The organism is Flavobacterium sp. W21_SRS_FM6, from assembly GCF_052119645.1.
GTDB lineage: Bacteria > Pseudomonadota > Gammaproteobacteria > Enterobacterales > Alteromonadaceae > Paraglaciecola.
Map to the genome: position 1 here is coordinate 162,726 of NZ_JBGQOM010000009.1, position 15,895 is coordinate 178,620.

Here is a 15,895-nt window from a genome sequence, read left to right on the forward strand (position 1 = left end):
AGACTAAGTCAGGAAACATCTATGAGTGCATGTTTTGTTGCTGATGTAGGCGGAACAAATATCCGCCTTGCACAAATTGATGATGGTAAATTAAGCCATATCAAAAAGTATTTGTGCAGTGATTACGGTTCGATTGATGCTGTTATCAAAATTTATTTGAGTGAATTCGCTGATACAAAATTCACCGCGGGTTGTTTAGGCTTGGCTTGTCCAGTAAATAGTGACTTTGTTTCTATGACAAACAATCAGTGGCAATTTTCTATCTCTGCGCTGCAAGAATCCCTAGGGCTGGAGTGGTTGGGCGTAATTAATGATTTTACTGCAGTAGCACATGCGGTCACTGTGTTGAATCAGCAACAAAAAGCCCAAGTCGGTCGTGGCCAATCGGTACCGACCGACAATATTGCGGTTTTTGGTCCGGGTACGGGCTTAGGTGTTAAACACTTGACCCAGACCGCAGAAGGTTGGTTAGCCTTAGACGGTGAAGGCGGCCATGTCGATTTCGCTCCTGTGGATGAAGATGACTTAGCTATTTGGCGCTTTTTGACCAAAAAGTATGGGCATGCTTCTGCTGAAGAGGTGATGTCTGGTCGCGGCCTCGTGCAAATTTATCAAGCATTGGCCGAAGATAGAGGTCTTACGGCGGTATTTGATGACCCAGCAGATATTACTGACCGTGCTTTGGATGGGAGTTGTCAGTTGAGTCTCGCTACACTTAAACAGTTTTGCCGAATTATGGGCAGTTTTGCCGGTAATTTAGCGCTTAATATGGGCACCCGCGGTGGTGTGTATATTGGTGGTGGTATTGCCCCGCGTTTTCTTAACTTTTTAAAGGACAGTGATTTTCGTCAACGTTTTGAAGCCAAAGGTCGTTTCCGCGACTATGTTGCCGGTATCCCTACTTTCATTATTACAGAGCCAGATCACGGATTAATTGGTGCCATGGCCTATTTAGCACAAAATTTTAAAAGGTAATTGCAATGACAAAAAATTGGAAATTAAGCTCTGAAGAAATCTTCAGCCAAGGACCCGTTGTACCTGTGTTGGTCATTAAAGACGTTGAGCATGCTGTGCCTTTAGCTAAGGCCTTGATAGCGGGCGGTATCCGCGTATTAGAAGTTACTTTGCGCACCCCCGCTGCGTTAGAAGTCATTGCTAAGATCGCGAAAGAAGTGCCGGAAGCATTAATTGGTGCAGGTACAGTAACCAATCGTGCGCAATTAAAAGAAGTGCAAGATGCAGGTGCGATGTTTGCAATCAGCCCAGGAATGACACCTGATTTACTCGAAGCGGGTAATGAGGGCGATATTCCACTCATACCAGGTATTTCATCTATTTCAGAATTGATGAAAGGTTTAGATCATGGTTATACCCACTTTAAATTCTTCCCTGCTGAAGCTTCTGGTGGTGTTAAAGCATTGAAAGCTATTGGTGGTCCATTCCCTGATGTCGCGTTCTGCCCAACCGGCGGTATTAGTCCCAGCAACTACTTAGATTATCTTGCCTTACCTAACGTACGTTGTGCGGGTGGTTCTTGGTTAGTGCCAGATGGCGCAATGGAAAACGGTGAGTGGGACAAAATTACTGAGTTAGCTAAGCAAGCTGTCGCTGGGGCTAAATAAGCCAAATTTACCTTATTTGAATGTTAAAAAGCCGCTTAAGCGGCTTTTTTAGTTTTTGGATATACTACAAATAGTGGTTTAGGGTATCGTTGTTTCTGCTTCTGGCGCGGTATTTGACGTCACGCCAGCTTGAGTAATTTTGAACATATACCAGTAAGTTGTGCCGCTCACCAAACCCATATCGACATAACTACCAGTAAGAGCCGGGCCTGCTATGATCCTGGTGCGCCCCGATGTACCATTTTGATCATTCCGATACAGTTCTAAATAGGTGATATCTGGATTGGCGCCTTGTAAGTCCCAGCTCACAGTAATATCGCTACCATTTACTGTGGTCGTCAGATTTGTGACAGGCAAGGTGATCACTGGCGGGATCATGGTCTCTGCTTCTGGTGTGGTATTGGTTGTGCTATCCCCCTGAGTGAGCTTAAACATATACCAATACGTTGTGCCCGCTACCGCGGTTTCGTCTTTAAATGTCCCCATCAATGGCGCGCCACTTAAGATGCGGGTTCTATCGCTAGTGTCATTTTTATCATTTCGATATACTTCAACAGCAGTAATGGCGGGTGTGAAGTTCTGCAAATCCCAGCTTAGTTCGATAGCATTGCCGTTCACGGTGGCCGTTAAGTTCGTGCTAGGCGCGCCCACGACAATTGGTATAAGGCTTTCTGCTTCTGGAGCGGTATTACCTGTCACACCATCTTGGGTCATTTTAAACATATACCAATATGTTTTTCCCGGCTCTAAACCCTCATCTCTGTAGTTTCCTGCCAAAGCAGCGCCAGCAATAATTCGAGAACGTCCAGCGGTGTCATTTTTGTCATTACGGTACAGTTCTAAGTAGCTGATATCGGGGTCAAAGTATTTTAGATCCCAGCTAAGTTCTACTGCAGTGCCATCCACCACTGCAACTAAGTTAGTGACTGGCACTTCAGTGACATAGGGCACTCTTATTTGTGCTTCAGGCACGGTATTGCTGGTAACCGTATCTTGTGTCACTTTAAACATGTACCAATAAGTTGTACCTTCAACTGCGGTTTCATCGATAAAGGTCCCTGTGTGTGCTGCACCAGCAACAATTCGTGTACGGCCAACCGTGTCTTCTTTATCATTACGATATAGCTCAAGATAACTGATGGCTGGATCGAAGTTTTGTAAGTTCCAATTTAATACCACCTTGGTGCCATCTAAGTGGGATACGAGGTTAGTACTTGGCATACCAAGTCCTTCACTGTTGTTAAACACGGCACGTAATAGCGAATCACTGTCGTCAGAACTGAATTGGTAAATGGCCTTATCAGATAATTGAGCACTATTTTCATCTAGCCATTGAGTAAAGATATTGTCTGTTTTGGCCAACGCTTTGACCGTCAAGGGGCTTCCAATAGGATAGGCATAGCCTTTAGTAAAAACGCCAGCCTCAGGTGTAGGACTTTCGACCGTTAAGGTATAAAGCGGTTGCAAAGCGTCAATCAGCGGTGCAATTGCTTGATTGGTACTAAGCCCTGCTACGCCTTCTCGAACCAAACGGGCAATTTCAATCGCTCCTGCTTGTTGAAAATGAACGGTGTCATCACTACCATTTTTGAAATTGTCATACTCATTCGCGGCAAAACCCATGTAATAAAATTGATTAGCGTAATCCTCACCGACTTCTTCAAGCAGGGCTTTGTTTTTGCTATCTAAATCGATGAAGGCTAGGCCTAGAGTTTCAGCCAGTTCGCCTGTTACGATAGGGTGCTCGTGATAGGCATCGTAGGGTACACCTGCTTGCCACTGGTTACGGCGCACTGAGCTAATGAATACTGGTGTCGCACCTGCATCGATGGTTTCTTGTGCAAAAAGCGTGAGAAAACCTTCAAAAGCTCCGCCGGTTGGGGCGGCTCGATCGGCATCAGTACTGCGATCATTGATACCAAATTGAATAAAGACAAAGTCACCTGCTGAGATATCCGCTTTTACCGAATCCCAATGATTTTCATAGAAACTTTTTGAGCTGGTGCCCCCTAACGCCCTGTTATCTACGGTGATTTTCGCGTCATCAAAATGCGTTTGAAATACTTGTCCCCAGCCTGTTTGCGGGTAGTAGTTGTCGGTGTAGTCAGCAACCGTCGAGTCGCCAATAATAAATAATGTTGCTGCATTAAAATTGGCTATGGGGATGGCGCCATTAAAGGCGGCTACAACGGTATATTTACTGGCTGGCATCGTCGTTTGATAAATACTCGTTTCAGTGACTTTCTGTCCCCAGTTGTACCAAGCATCGAAGGTATCACTATCACCTTCAATTGTTTTGAAGGTCAGGGGGGTGCCAGCAGGGTAAGCGTTCCCAGCGGTGATAATGCTGTTATTAGCGCCGACATTTTCAACACTTAATTCGTAGCGATGCTGCAAGGTTGACATCAGAGGGGCGATGTCTACTCGGTCTTTTAATTCAACCAGTCCTTCGACAATAAGTCGGGCCATTTCAACGGCGCCCGTTTCTTGAAAATGTGTACCGTCATTTGAGCCATTCGGATAGTTTGGGTATTCGCCCGGATCAAGCATTAAATATAAATAATGTGATGCTTGTTCTTTACCAAGAGCAGTAACCAGCTCAAAAGATTTCATATTTAAATCAATAAAGGGCACATTTAGCTCCGTTGCTACTTTTAGCATCGCACCACGATAATCATTGCCGGTTTCGGTAAACACATTACGCAAGACGTCACCGTTGTAGGCATTCATAATCATCGGACTGACTAACACTGGAATTGCACCTTTGTCTCGCGCTTCGTTTACATAATTGGTGAGGTACGTTTCATAGTCTGCTGGTGGGGTATACCGCTCGGCTTTACTAAAGTCCCGGTCATTATGGCCGAATTGAATAAGCAGGTAATCGCCACTGTTTATCTCTGCGAGTACTGCATCCCACACGCCCGCCTCAGTGTAATAACTTCTTGAACTGCGTCCGCCTCTTGCGCGATTAACCACTTCAATATCTGTATCTTTGAAAAAAAGTTGTAATAATTGGCCCCATCCTTTTTGCGGATAATATGAGGCGCCATAGTTGGCTACCGTTGAATCGCCAATAACATACACGCGTTTGTCAGCCGTCGGGACGTCAACTTCCGGTATGGTTGCTTCAAAAACACAAGCGCCAGCAGTCAAGCCTTCACCTTTTACTGTAAGAGAATCAATATTTGGTAAGCCCTCAGCTTTTGTGCCGCTGAGTGTAATGGTATTTTCACCTGCAGCTAGGAATAAAACGGCTGAGTCTGTCGTCCAAAGGTCCCATGCTGTTGTAGAGGCTAAGGCAATGTTGACACGATTATTATTGCCTGAAAATGTGGCGGGTAAATCAATAGGTGCTGCGTAGTGAAGCTCGAGAGTATATTCTCCCGCTTTAGTGACATTGACTTGCCACTTCACTATTGAGTTTTCAGTATCACTCGGATTGGCATAGCCTTCACCTGTGAATCCCGTATATTCGTTTTCGACTTCCCCAGTTAAGGTACAAAAGCCAGCTGTCATTTCTTCAATGATAACTTCATTCGGTTCAGGTGTTGTTGGCGGCGGATTGCTTGGTTCTGCAGGGGCGATAATAGGAGGGGCGGTGCTGCCTATCTCTGTACTCTTTTGTCCACCGCAACCTATCACTGATAGCAGTAATACTGATAAAACAAGATATTTATTCATGTCATTCCTCGATTCGTGTCCCGCATGTTAGTTTTTCTTAAAGTTTACGTAAATTATACCTTTCGTTAACAAATGAAGGCTGCGCGCAATATAAAGTTTTATGATGCAAATGCAATCAAGTTTATTAACATTCTGACTGTATTTGATTGGTTGTGACTTTGTTTTGGATTTCATTAAGTGTGTTTTTTCATCAACTTAGCGACATAAATACCATTCACGAAAAAATGTGAAAAGTTTTATATATGAATATTTAAATGGTGACAGGCTTAAATCTAGTGTTCAGGAAGTAAATTAAGGTCATTGATAATTCTAATATTTTTAATTCATATTTAGATAAGGGGGCGCACTGTTCCTTGCCCACCCCAAAACTAGATTTATTCTCCCCATTTTGCTGAAACGTAAAAATAATTATTCATATATGAATAATGTTAACCAAGTGTTATAGGAATTATCTATTTGATTACATATGATGGCTTATGATTAATTTGGGTTGGTGTGGCTGATTTTGGTTACTTTTTGCTTAAAGTACTACCGAGCCTGTTTATACCCTCATTATTGATACCGCTTTTCCAATGGTGTGTTGCTTAAACATCGACCAAATATATAGATGAATATTATTTTTAGGAGATAACAACAATGAGTTCGGATGGTTGGGTACAAAAAGAGAAAGGTCGTTTATTCGCAAAAGTAATGCTGCCCCTTATGTTATCGACGGCAATAACAGGCTGTAAGCAGGACTTCACGCCAGATAATGAGGTTGTGGTAGATACCGGTACACCGCCAGTCGTTGTCGAACTTAGTGATCCCGCACGAGATGGTAAGGCGCTTGAATTTTTAGATAGAGGCCTGGTGGTTATGCCGACAGCAGATGGCAATGTGCTCAGTTGGCGTTTTTTAGGCTCTGATTCTCAAAAGGTCAGCTTTAAAATTTATAAAAATGATGAATTATTGACAACAAATTATGTCATTGATCGGACCTTTTACGAAGACAAGACAGGCCTAGCCACAGATAGTTACCAGGTAAAAGCCTTTGTATCCGAGCAAGAAGTCGGTGCTTCTAAAAAACGCTCAGCATGGACTAATTCCTATCTAAGTATTGCACTGAATAAACCTGAAAATGGTTTTGTTGAGGGTAGCGAATACAGTTACAGCGCTAATGATGCTTCAGCCGCAGACTTAGATGGTGATGGTCAGTATGAACTGCTGGTCAAATGGTATCCCAGTAATGCCAAGGATAATGCCCAATCAGGGGCAACAGGCGATACCTTAATTGATGCCTATACCATGGAAGGCAAACAACTGTGGCGCATTAATCTTGGCCCTAATATTCGTTCAGGGGCTCACTACACCCAATTTATGGCTTTTGACTTTGATCAAGATGGTCGCGCTGAAATCGCCATGAAAACCGCCGATGGCACCATTGATGGTCGCGGCACGGTTATTGGTGACCCAACGGCAATTTATCGCAATGCTTCGGGCTATATATTGGATGGCCCAGAATTTTTGACCATGTTTGATGGTTTATCAGGTGAAGCACTCGACACCATTAACTATGAACCTGCTCGCGGTAACGTCGGTGATTGGGGCGATACTTACGGCAATAGGGTCGACAGGTTTTTGGCTGGAGTGGCTTATTTAGGTGACGATTCTCCAAGCTTACTTATGTCTCGCGGGTACTATACTCGCGCCGTTGTTGCGGCGTATGACTGGCGGGATAACAAATTTGTGAGCCGCTGGACCTTTGATACAAATTTCGGTGCTGCTGATGCTATTGTTGCTGGACAAGGTGCGCACAGCTTAACGATTGGCGACGTCGACGCTGATGGATTTGACGAAATCATCTTTGGTGCCGCTGCTATCGATAATGACGGCACAGCTTTATATAGCACTGACTTAGGGCATGGCGATGCCTTGCATATGTCTGATATTGATCCAAGCCGCCCCGGCTTAGAAGTGTTCATGGTGCATGAAAGCCCAACGAGTTACACCAAAGATGGTATCGAGTACGGCGTAGAGCTTCACGATGCCGAAACAGGCGCAATTTTATGGCGTCGTCCTTCTGATGGTGCTGACGTTGGTCGCGGTGTGAGTGTGGATATTGACCCTAATTATAGCGGCAATGAAAATTGGGGATCCCGCGGTGGGCTAGTGGCTGCTGATGGAACGGTTATTTTAGAAGGGCACACCGAAAGACCTGCTCAAATGAATTTTGCCATTTGGTGGGATGGTGATTTACTCAGAGAGTTGTTAGACGGAACAAATATTTATAAGTGGAATCCTCAGACTAGTCGTTCTGAAGTGATATTTGAAGGTAGTGCCTTTAATGCAGTATCAAACAACGGTACTAAGGCAACCCCAAGTTTATCTGCTGACTTGTTCGGTGATTGGCGCGAAGAAGTTGTCTTTGCTAATACTGACAGCACAGAGTTAATGATCTTTTCAACTACAATACCTACGGATATCAGGTTACCCACTCTAATGCACGACGTGCAGTATCGTGAAGCCATTGCTTGGCAAAATGTTGCGTACAATCAACCCCCACATCCTAGTTTCTATTTAGGCAGTGACACCGATACAGCATTAACCTCGATACGTGAATGGCCCCAATTCACCATGCAAACCGTGGAATTGGGTGAGTTAACAAAGTTAGTGGCGCAAGGTGATGAGGATAGTGTTTCAATCAATGTTTATTTAAATAATGTTGATGCCGACAGTATCGAAATATTCCGCAACACCACCGACAGTGTGGCCGGAAGAGTCAGTGTGGGGCTATTACCTCAGGGGCAAACCACCTTCGATGATGATACTGCACTACCTGATGTGACCTATTATTACTGGGCAGTGTTAAAAGACAGCAGTGGCGCTGAAATTTCTGAGCTTGCACTATCGAAAACCAAACTCACATCAAGTTTAATTCCTCTTGTAGTGTTTAACGGGGTCAGTTCACCAGATGGCGTAACACTAGAATGGTCAACTAAAAATGTTGATGCCAATACCATCACAATCTACCGAGCGGATGCCGTTGATGGAAATACCCCACCTGATTCAGCAACGCGTGTTTCAGTAGGCTCTCCTGCGGTATCGACGAGCTCTTGGCTCGATCCATCAACGGTGCCTGGTGGCAAGTATTTTTACTGGATAGAGTTTGAGGTTTCAGGCAGTGATCCAATAAGTGCCGACCCTGTTTTTGGTGAACATATTATTGTACCCGTGACAAATCTCACCTCTACGTACACAGATGCTGGTATCGCCTTAAGTTGGGATTTACAAAACTTCCCTGTAATAGTCGGTTCACAATTGTACCGTAATACCTTACCTCAAGCGGGTGGTCGTACTCGTTTAACGATATTGCCTGACACTGACGTATTGCAAGGTACCTTCCTCGATACGACAGCTGAACCAGGCGTTACCTATTGGTACATGTTCAAACTCACCTTAGCGGATGGCTCAACCCCAAGTACCGATGTTGAAGGTGAAATTACCAATGCGGCCAATATAACCAATATGAATGTGCAGTCTGATGGTCAACAAGTGGATATCACTTGGAACTTGCAAAACTTTGGTCAAGAGATTGATTATATTGAGCTTTATCGTAATACGATTGCCGGTACAGCGAATCGAGTCAGGGTGGCAAGCAGCGTTCCTGTCGCAGGTAGCTACACCGATACCACCGGCTTAGTGGATGGCACCACCTATTGGTACATGTTTAAAGTGCGTCTGGCTGACGGTACAACAGTGAATACCGATGCAGAAGGTGAGACCTTGTTTGCCGTGCCTATTCCTAAGGCGAATTTGTTCTCAGTGCTCAGTGATGGTGGGATTAGTTTGTCATGGAAATTAGAAAACTTCTTCACCAGCATCAGCGGAATTGAGTTGTATCGGAATACTACAAATGCCCTTGACGGCCGTGAGCGTATTGCCAGTGGAGTTGATGCTGAAGGAGTGTATCAAGATACCACCGGTCTGGTTGAAGATACGACTTATTGGTACATGTTCAAAGTGACCATGAGTGATGGCACGGTGATAAATACTGATCCTGAAGCTGAGGTAAAATTTGAGGCCGCACCGGTGGTGACGTCTTTGCTATTAGAGGAGGACCAAGTGGGTTTCTGTAAAGTGGATGGCGCGGTTGAAAACAACAACCCTGGTTTTACTGGGACTGGTTTTTCCAATACCGCTAACGAACTCGACAAAGGTGTTTACTGGAAAGTGAATGTGCTTGAAGCGGGAAGTTACACCTTTACCTTTGTTTACGCCAACGGCGGCACGGATAACCGTTGGGGCAGACTCGACATCAATGGTACTGAAGCGGTAGCCAAAGTAGACATGAACCCAGGTGATTGGACGACTTATGTACCGGTTACCGTCACTGTTGAGTTACAAACTGGGGAAGCTGATATTGCCCTTATTTCAAGAACGGCTGGTGGTTTGGCTAACGTTGACAGTTTAACTATCGAGTCAACCTCGGGCGGCAATGCGCCCCTCCCGATTGCGTGTCAATAAACCCAAGGGCTGCCATAAAAATCGTTTTTTATGGCAGCGTTATCACGATATGAAAAGAGAAGTTTAGCTCTCCAGATAACTCAAATTAGAATGAGGGAATCATGATTAATTTCAAACACAATACTTTAGGTAAAACTATCGCTGCCATTCTCGCCAGTAGTGCAGCGCTGGTTGTAATGACCCCAATTTATGCCGCTCAAGAGCCGCAAACGCTCGCAGAGCAGCAAGTAGAAAAAAATCCGGCACCAGCCGAATTAGAATCAGAAATCAGTGACACTGAGGCCGATGAATCCGGAGTCGAGGTCATTGAAGTATCGGGAATGCGCTTTAGTCAGTTAAAAGCCTTAGACCGTAAAAAGAATGGCGGCACCATGATGGATTCGTTAGTCGCTGAGGATATTGGCCAGTTTCCCGATAAAAACGTAGCTGAAGCGCTACAACGTATTCCGGGTGTGCAACTCAGTCGCGATTTTGGCGAAGGGAATCAAATTAGTTTACGGGGGGTTGAGCCCGACTTAGTGAAAGTTGAAGTGAATAATGTATCAGCCCTTGGTTTTGGTGGAACTCGGGGCGTAGATTTCCGTGATATGGCCTCTGAATTAATTAAGGCTCTTGATGTGATTAAAGGCTCTGAAGCCCGTATGACGGAAGGAGGAATTGGTGGCACGATACAAGTTGAAACCCGCAAACCTAATGAGTTTGAGTCAAACTTTTTGTCTGTAAGTGCCGAGGGACAATATAACGATTTGATTGGTAACGTCAGTCCGAAATTTAATTTTGTTGGTGTGTACAAGTTTACTGAAGACTTAGGTTTGCTTCTCAATGTGACTGGTTCCGACAAAAGCACCATGATCCACGCGATTAGAAACACTGAATGGAATCGTTACGCTGATTATGATGGTGTAGATGAGAAAACGTCTATTGATGCGGCCTATGCCGATATTACCGTGCAAGCTGATTGTATGGCAGCCACCGATCCGATTGCCTGTGAAAAACAGTGGTGGGAATTTTCACCAGCAACGCCTCGATATGGTATTTGGGGGCGAGATGAAAAACGCCTAAGCTCGCAAGTGATGCTGCAGTATCGCTTAAATGATAGCCTTTCGACTCATGTAGGTTACACCTACAACACCCGTGACAAACAAGCGCTCGACTTAAATATCGATTTAGCAGTGGGGTCAGCAGCGCGGGTGATGCCTGAGTCAGTTGTGGTTGATGAGCTACATAACGTTAAATCCTTTGTGACACAAGCCGCTAGTGTTACCAATCGAACCTTAGACTTTGCATGGGATCAAACAACCAGTTTATTAGATGCTGGTTTTGTGTATGCCCGTGACGCATGGCGAGTTGAGGGTTTGGTATCGCAATCTACCTCCGATCAAGATATTGATTCTCGTGATACGCAAACCACGACCAATGATATTGCTGGAATTAAAGTGACCTTGGATGAGCGCGGAATACCCTCATGGGATTACAACCAAGGGTATTTTTACAACAGGCTCCCTGGCTCAGAGGATGACACCTCAGATAGGTTTAATATAAACGACCCAGCCAGTTATCGTAACCGAGTACGTTACAAATATGCACCCACTGCTGATGAAGCCAAAGAAATAATGGCAAAGCTCGATATTACGTATATTCCTGATTCTGATTTTTTTACCATTTTCCGAGGTGGCTACCGCAGTAGTTCGGTGTCGGTAGAAAACATTAATTATGAATACAACATTATTCGTGACGTGGGTTCTTCCTATAACGGTGTACCTTGGACATTGCAAGACAATATCAATGTATTAACAGGTCGCACATTTGAGTCACGAGAATTGTTTGAAGGGTATGATTTAGGGGTTGATACCATAGGCACTTATTGGGCAGTGAATAGTGAACCTTTCCTTGAAGTCATGAAATTTGTTTCACAAGAAAATGTAAGCCGCAATGATTTAGATGCCAAACTTGGTAACTTTGATCAGGTGGTCAACACAGATGCTTATTATTTGCAGGCTAATTTTGAACGGGAGTTAATGGGTTTACGGTTCTGGGGTAACGTAGGCTTACGTTATGTGGAAACCGAAATCGGTGCCAACGGCGATGTAAGAGAAACGGTATATGTTGACCCAAAAGATGAATTGGGTAATGTGCTTGTGGGCGCAAATGGTCTGCCTCAAGCCCCCATTGAAGATCCTGATCATCCGGATAATTTCTTAGGTCGCAAAACCGTGGTTGAAGGTTATTCAGATACCCTGCCCAGTATTAACTTAAATTTGGGTCTTATTCCTGACCAATTAGTGTTGTATGTTGGCGCAGCTAAGGTATTAGCTCATCCTAAAACTAGCGATCTTAACGTTAATGCCACCTGTAAAATTTATTACACAAGGTTGTCAGAATTAGGAGATGAAAACAGAAATACCTGTTCTGCAGGCAACCCCGCTTTGAAACCTTATATGGCTGAACAATGGGAAGTGGCACTAAATTGGTATCCGGACGACCAATCCATTATATCGGGCAGCTATTTTGTTAAAGACATTACCAGCTGGATCATTGATGCCGATACCCGCTACGATGTGGATTTTTTTGGTGATGGTCGTCTGTGGGATGTAAAACAGAAACTCAATGGCAGTGGGGTCAAAAACAAAGGCCTTGAGTTACAGGCCTCGACTATCTTTGATTTTCTACCCGGAATATTAAGTAACATGGGGGGGAGTGCTAACTACACGTATATGGAATCTGCCGATGTAGGCATATTTAATAGTCTAACTGGAGAGGAATTACCTTTCCCTTCTATGTCTAAAAACTCATATAATTTGTCTGTTTTTTATGAAGATACCCATTGGAGTGCACGTATTGCTTATAACTACCGAGACGAATATTTAGCCCGCGCTACTTCTGACCGCTCAGGCAACCCCGTGTTTGTAGATAAAGCCGGTTACATGGATGCTAAGCTGATTTACACCTTTGATAATGGCTTAAAAGTGTATATTGATGGCCGTAACTTACTAAGCGAAGTAAAAAGCGAAAATGCCGGTCCTGGTCGTCTTACTGATTTGCAGTGGTCTGGACGAGAGTACTCAGTAGGTTTTTCTTATAAGATGTAAGTAAGTGAAAAATGAAGGCACAAGTCAAAAAACTTGTGCCTTTTTCGTGGCATGAAATGAATTGTTGTTGGTTATTGCTAATTGTATAGAGTATTTTGATGTTAATACGCGCTGTCATTTTTATCGCTTTACTGATGCTTACTTGGGTGAGTCATGCCCATGATGTATTTTCTGGCGAGGCAAAAGTCAACATAAACCAACAACATCAACTGACCCTTGAGCTGTATTTAGCTGCCGTAACCGCGGATATTTTCACTCAAGATCTGATTAATCAGAATAATCAGCTCAGTGTCGAGAATCTGCCGAATATACGGACACACCTTAGTCACAAAGCCAAACAATTTTTTGAGATAACCCTCAATGGTGAGCCTATGAGCGCTGACACTGTTGAGATAAAAATCATCCCAGAAACCGACTCTGTGATTTTTACACTTTTTTATCCTGATTCAGCCTTAGGCATGCTGGGTTTTCGCAGTGATTTTATTGATCAGACCAATCCAGAATTTAAACTTACCCTAAGTATTTTTAATTCTCAGCATATCCAAGTGGGTTTATTTATTCACACTTTTACTCACCGTTATGACGAAGTGTCGTTTGATGGCAAGACCAAACAAGCGAATAACGAGGGGGTATTTTTAAGCTTTCTGAGCTTGGGTGTGCATCATATTTTAATCGGCTTTGATCATTTACTCTTTTTATTGGCCTTATTGATTGTATGCAGAACGTGGAAAGCCGCCGCGCTCATTATTACCTGCTTTACTGTGGCGCACACCATCACGTTATCCTTGGCTTCACTGCACATTTTCAACTTACCGCAACACTGGATTGAACTGGCGATTGCGCTAACGGTCGTGTATGTGGGGCTAGAAAATCTCTACTATCAACATCGTCCGCCGAATCGATGGTTACTCACTAGCGCCTTTGGTTTACTGCATGGTTTCGGTTTTGCTAATGTGTTAACGGGTTTAGGGCTTGGCAGCGCGGGCGCGCCTATTTTTATTCCATTACTGGCATTTAATTTAGGCGTAGAAATAGGCCAGCTTGCCTTATCAGCCCTTGTTTTACCTACATTGTGGTGGCTGAGTAAATATGCCTTATACCGCCACTATATAGTGCCGCTGATATCCGTGGCGACGGTCATTCTTGGCTGTATCTGGGGAGTTGAACGCTTTTTTAATTAAAAGGGCGCTGTGTTAGCGCTCTTTCTTGTTTTGTTGTCATTTGTCTGTGTTATTTTTCAGTCAGCGCCACGCCCTCAAACTGCACGCCCTGCCAACCAAATTTCATAAAGTTTCGAATATTGCCATGATCACTACCACTTGGGTTTGCCAATACATCTTGACGATAGTAATCCCCAAATAAATGCAGGGTTTGAGTCTCAGGCAACTGCTTGAACTGAGCAAAATACAAGAGTTTGCATGAGCCTTCATTACTTCCAGCTTCGTTGACAACGTCGCCATTTTTAAACCTTGTGGCTTGATAATCGAAGTGGGTGGTTATCATCTGGATTACATCACTAAATTGAACAAGCTCAGGTGTCGTGTTGAGTTGTAAAAGTAATTCTTGCTGGGTCATGATGGGTCCTGTTTGTAGCGAATGTGTCATAGGGGGGCAGAATCTAGTTTGAACGAGGGCAAACAGCAAAAGACTGCAGCCCCTTGTATTATTATAAATGTAAGATAAATACTTTGGATTTACGCTGAAAATTATAAAGCTCTTTCTTTTTAGCTGGTAAGTCTTCCAGACTGGCAGGCATAAAACCTTGTTCTAAAAACCAATGCCCCGTCACGGTGGTTAAAACAAAAATAGACTTAATGCCTTGTTGTAAGGCTTGAGTTTTAATAGCGTGTAACAATCGTTCACCGCGATTACCACCACGGTAGTCGCTATGAGTAGCAACGCAGGCTAACTCAGCCATCTCTTCTTCTGGGTAAGGATAAAGTGCAGCGCAAGCGATGGTCATGCCGTCTCGGGCAATTAAGGTAAATAACTCGATTTCACTTTCTAAACGCTCTCTTGAGCGTTTCACCAAGATACCTTTTTCTTCAAGTGGATTAATAAGTTTTAGTATCCCGCCCACATCTTCGATATTGGCCGCGCGTAATTGTTCGTAAGAACGCTGGGCAATAAGCGAGCCTGCACCATCACGAGTAAAGAGCTCTTGTAATAAGGCGCCATCTTGACGGTAACTTACACAGTGACAACGACTAATTCCTGACTCCAAACTTGAAGCGATAGCTTGCAAAGAGAGTTTTTGCGCGGCATAAAACGGGTTATTCAGCATACCGTACAATTGGTCAATTTCTATATTACGCAGCAGGTGAGCATCTTCACTTATGATGCCATCATCTGGGGTAAATAAAATAAGCTTGTCGGCTTTTAACGAAATAGCCGCATTGGTTGCCACATCTTCGTGCGATAAATTAAATACTTCGCCTGTTGGCGAATAGCCCATTGGCGAAAGCAGTACAATTGAGCCATCGTTGAGATGGTCGTTGATACCATTGACATCAATGCGGCGTACCAAGCCGGTATTTTCAAAATCCACGCCGTCACGCACGCCAATGGGCATAGCGACGACTAAATTACCTGAACAGACGCGAATTTGCGCACCGTGCATGGGCGAGTTGGGCAAGCCCATGGTTAATAGTGCTTCCACTTGTGCCCTTACCGACCCTGCTGCATCTTTAACACATTCAAGGGTTTGTTTATCGGTAATACGGATATCGTCTTGAAAACGAAAGGGCAAATTGCGTAATTGCACACGTTGATCAATTTGCGGCCGTGCACCGTGCACTAATACCAGTCTTACTCCTAAGCTATTAAGCAGGGCGATATCATGAATAATATTAGCGAAGTTAGCGTCTTCTATGGCTTCACCACCAAACATCAAGACAAAGGTTTTACCACGATGAGCATTGATATACGGAGCTGAATTACGAATAGTTTTGACACTATCTATATGCGAAACGACCACATTGATTCCTTTTCTTGGTTTAG

At 44.0% G+C, this 15,895-nt stretch carries 8 protein-coding genes; 5 read left to right on the forward strand and 3 right to left on the reverse strand.

Features of this window, described 5'->3' with window-relative positions; translation table 11 throughout:
• The first annotated feature begins 21 nt into the window (after window positions 1–21).
• Window positions 22–975 (forward strand): glucokinase, encoded by a 954-nt coding sequence (locus tag ACEN2L_RS15495; RefSeq protein ID WP_306023927.1) that lies wholly within the window; start codon window positions 22–24, stop codon window positions 973–975.
• A gap of 5 nt (window positions 976–980) precedes the next feature.
• Entirely contained in the window at window positions 981–1,622 is a 642-nt protein-coding gene (locus tag ACEN2L_RS15500; protein WP_306023928.1) for a bifunctional 4-hydroxy-2-oxoglutarate aldolase/2-dehydro-3-deoxy-phosphogluconate aldolase, read from the forward strand.
• A 78-nt stretch (window positions 1,623–1,700) separates the two neighbouring features.
• On the opposite strand, the gene ACEN2L_RS15505 is transcribed toward ACEN2L_RS15500, so the two are convergent.
• Window positions 1,701–5,303: a GDSL-type esterase/lipase family protein gene (locus ACEN2L_RS15505; RefSeq protein ID WP_441745015.1), complete on the reverse strand. Its 3,603-nt coding sequence runs from the start codon at window positions 5,301–5,303 to the stop codon at window positions 1,701–1,703.
• Between the two features lie 636 nt (window positions 5,304–5,939).
• Here ACEN2L_RS15505 and ACEN2L_RS15510 point away from each other — a divergent pair.
• From ACEN2L_RS15510 to ACEN2L_RS15520, 3 genes are all read left to right on the forward strand, one after another.
• Window positions 5,940–9,806 carry a rhamnogalacturonan lyase family protein gene (locus ACEN2L_RS15510; RefSeq protein WP_441745017.1) on the forward strand — a complete coding sequence of 1,289 codons (3,867 nt, stop codon included), beginning with the start codon at window positions 5,940–5,942 and terminating at the stop codon, window positions 9,804–9,806.
• 101 nt (window positions 9,807–9,907) lie between these two features.
• Window positions 9,908–12,895 (forward strand): TonB-dependent receptor, encoded by a 2,988-nt coding sequence (locus tag ACEN2L_RS15515; protein WP_441745019.1) that lies wholly within the window; start codon window positions 9,908–9,910, stop codon window positions 12,893–12,895.
• A 98-nt stretch (window positions 12,896–12,993) separates the two neighbouring features.
• Entirely contained in the window at window positions 12,994–14,076 is a 1,083-nt protein-coding gene (locus ACEN2L_RS15520) for a HupE/UreJ family protein (RefSeq protein ID WP_441745021.1), read from the forward strand.
• Window positions 14,077–14,125: 49 nt separating this feature from the next.
• Here ACEN2L_RS15520 and ACEN2L_RS15525 read toward each other — a convergent pair whose 3' ends face one another.
• Window positions 14,126–14,470, reverse strand: a complete 345-nt coding sequence (locus ACEN2L_RS15525) for a HopJ type III effector protein (protein WP_441745022.1) — start codon at window positions 14,468–14,470, stop codon at window positions 14,126–14,128.
• A 91-nt stretch (window positions 14,471–14,561) separates the two neighbouring features.
• Window positions 14,562–15,872: an amino-acid N-acetyltransferase gene (gene argA / locus ACEN2L_RS15530; RefSeq protein ID WP_306023934.1), complete on the reverse strand. Its 1,311-nt coding sequence runs from the start codon at window positions 15,870–15,872 to the stop codon at window positions 14,562–14,564.
• Between the last annotated feature and the right edge of the window lie 23 nt (window positions 15,873–15,895).

What these genes read in the sequence shown, in the direction of transcription:
- ACEN2L_RS15495 (WP_306023927.1), top strand. Translation starts at nt 22, where the DNA reads ATGAGTGCATGTTTTGTTGCTGATGTAGGCGGAACAAATATCCGCCTT.
- ACEN2L_RS15500 (WP_306023928.1), top strand. Translation starts at nt 981, where the DNA reads ATGACAAAAAATTGGAAATTAAGCTCTGAAGAAATCTTCAGCCAAGGA.
- ACEN2L_RS15505 (WP_441745015.1), bottom strand. Translation starts at nt 5,303, where the DNA reads ATGAATAAATATCTTGTTTTATCAGTATTACTGCTATCAGTGATAGGT.
- ACEN2L_RS15510 (WP_441745017.1), top strand. Translation starts at nt 5,940, where the DNA reads ATGAGTTCGGATGGTTGGGTACAAAAAGAGAAAGGTCGTTTATTCGCA.
- ACEN2L_RS15515 (WP_441745019.1), top strand. Translation starts at nt 9,908, where the DNA reads ATGATTAATTTCAAACACAATACTTTAGGTAAAACTATCGCTGCCATT.
- ACEN2L_RS15520 (WP_441745021.1), top strand. Translation starts at nt 12,994, where the DNA reads ATGTTAATACGCGCTGTCATTTTTATCGCTTTACTGATGCTTACTTGG.
- ACEN2L_RS15525 (WP_441745022.1), bottom strand. Translation starts at nt 14,470, where the DNA reads ATGACCCAGCAAGAATTACTTTTACAACTCAACACGACACCTGAGCTT.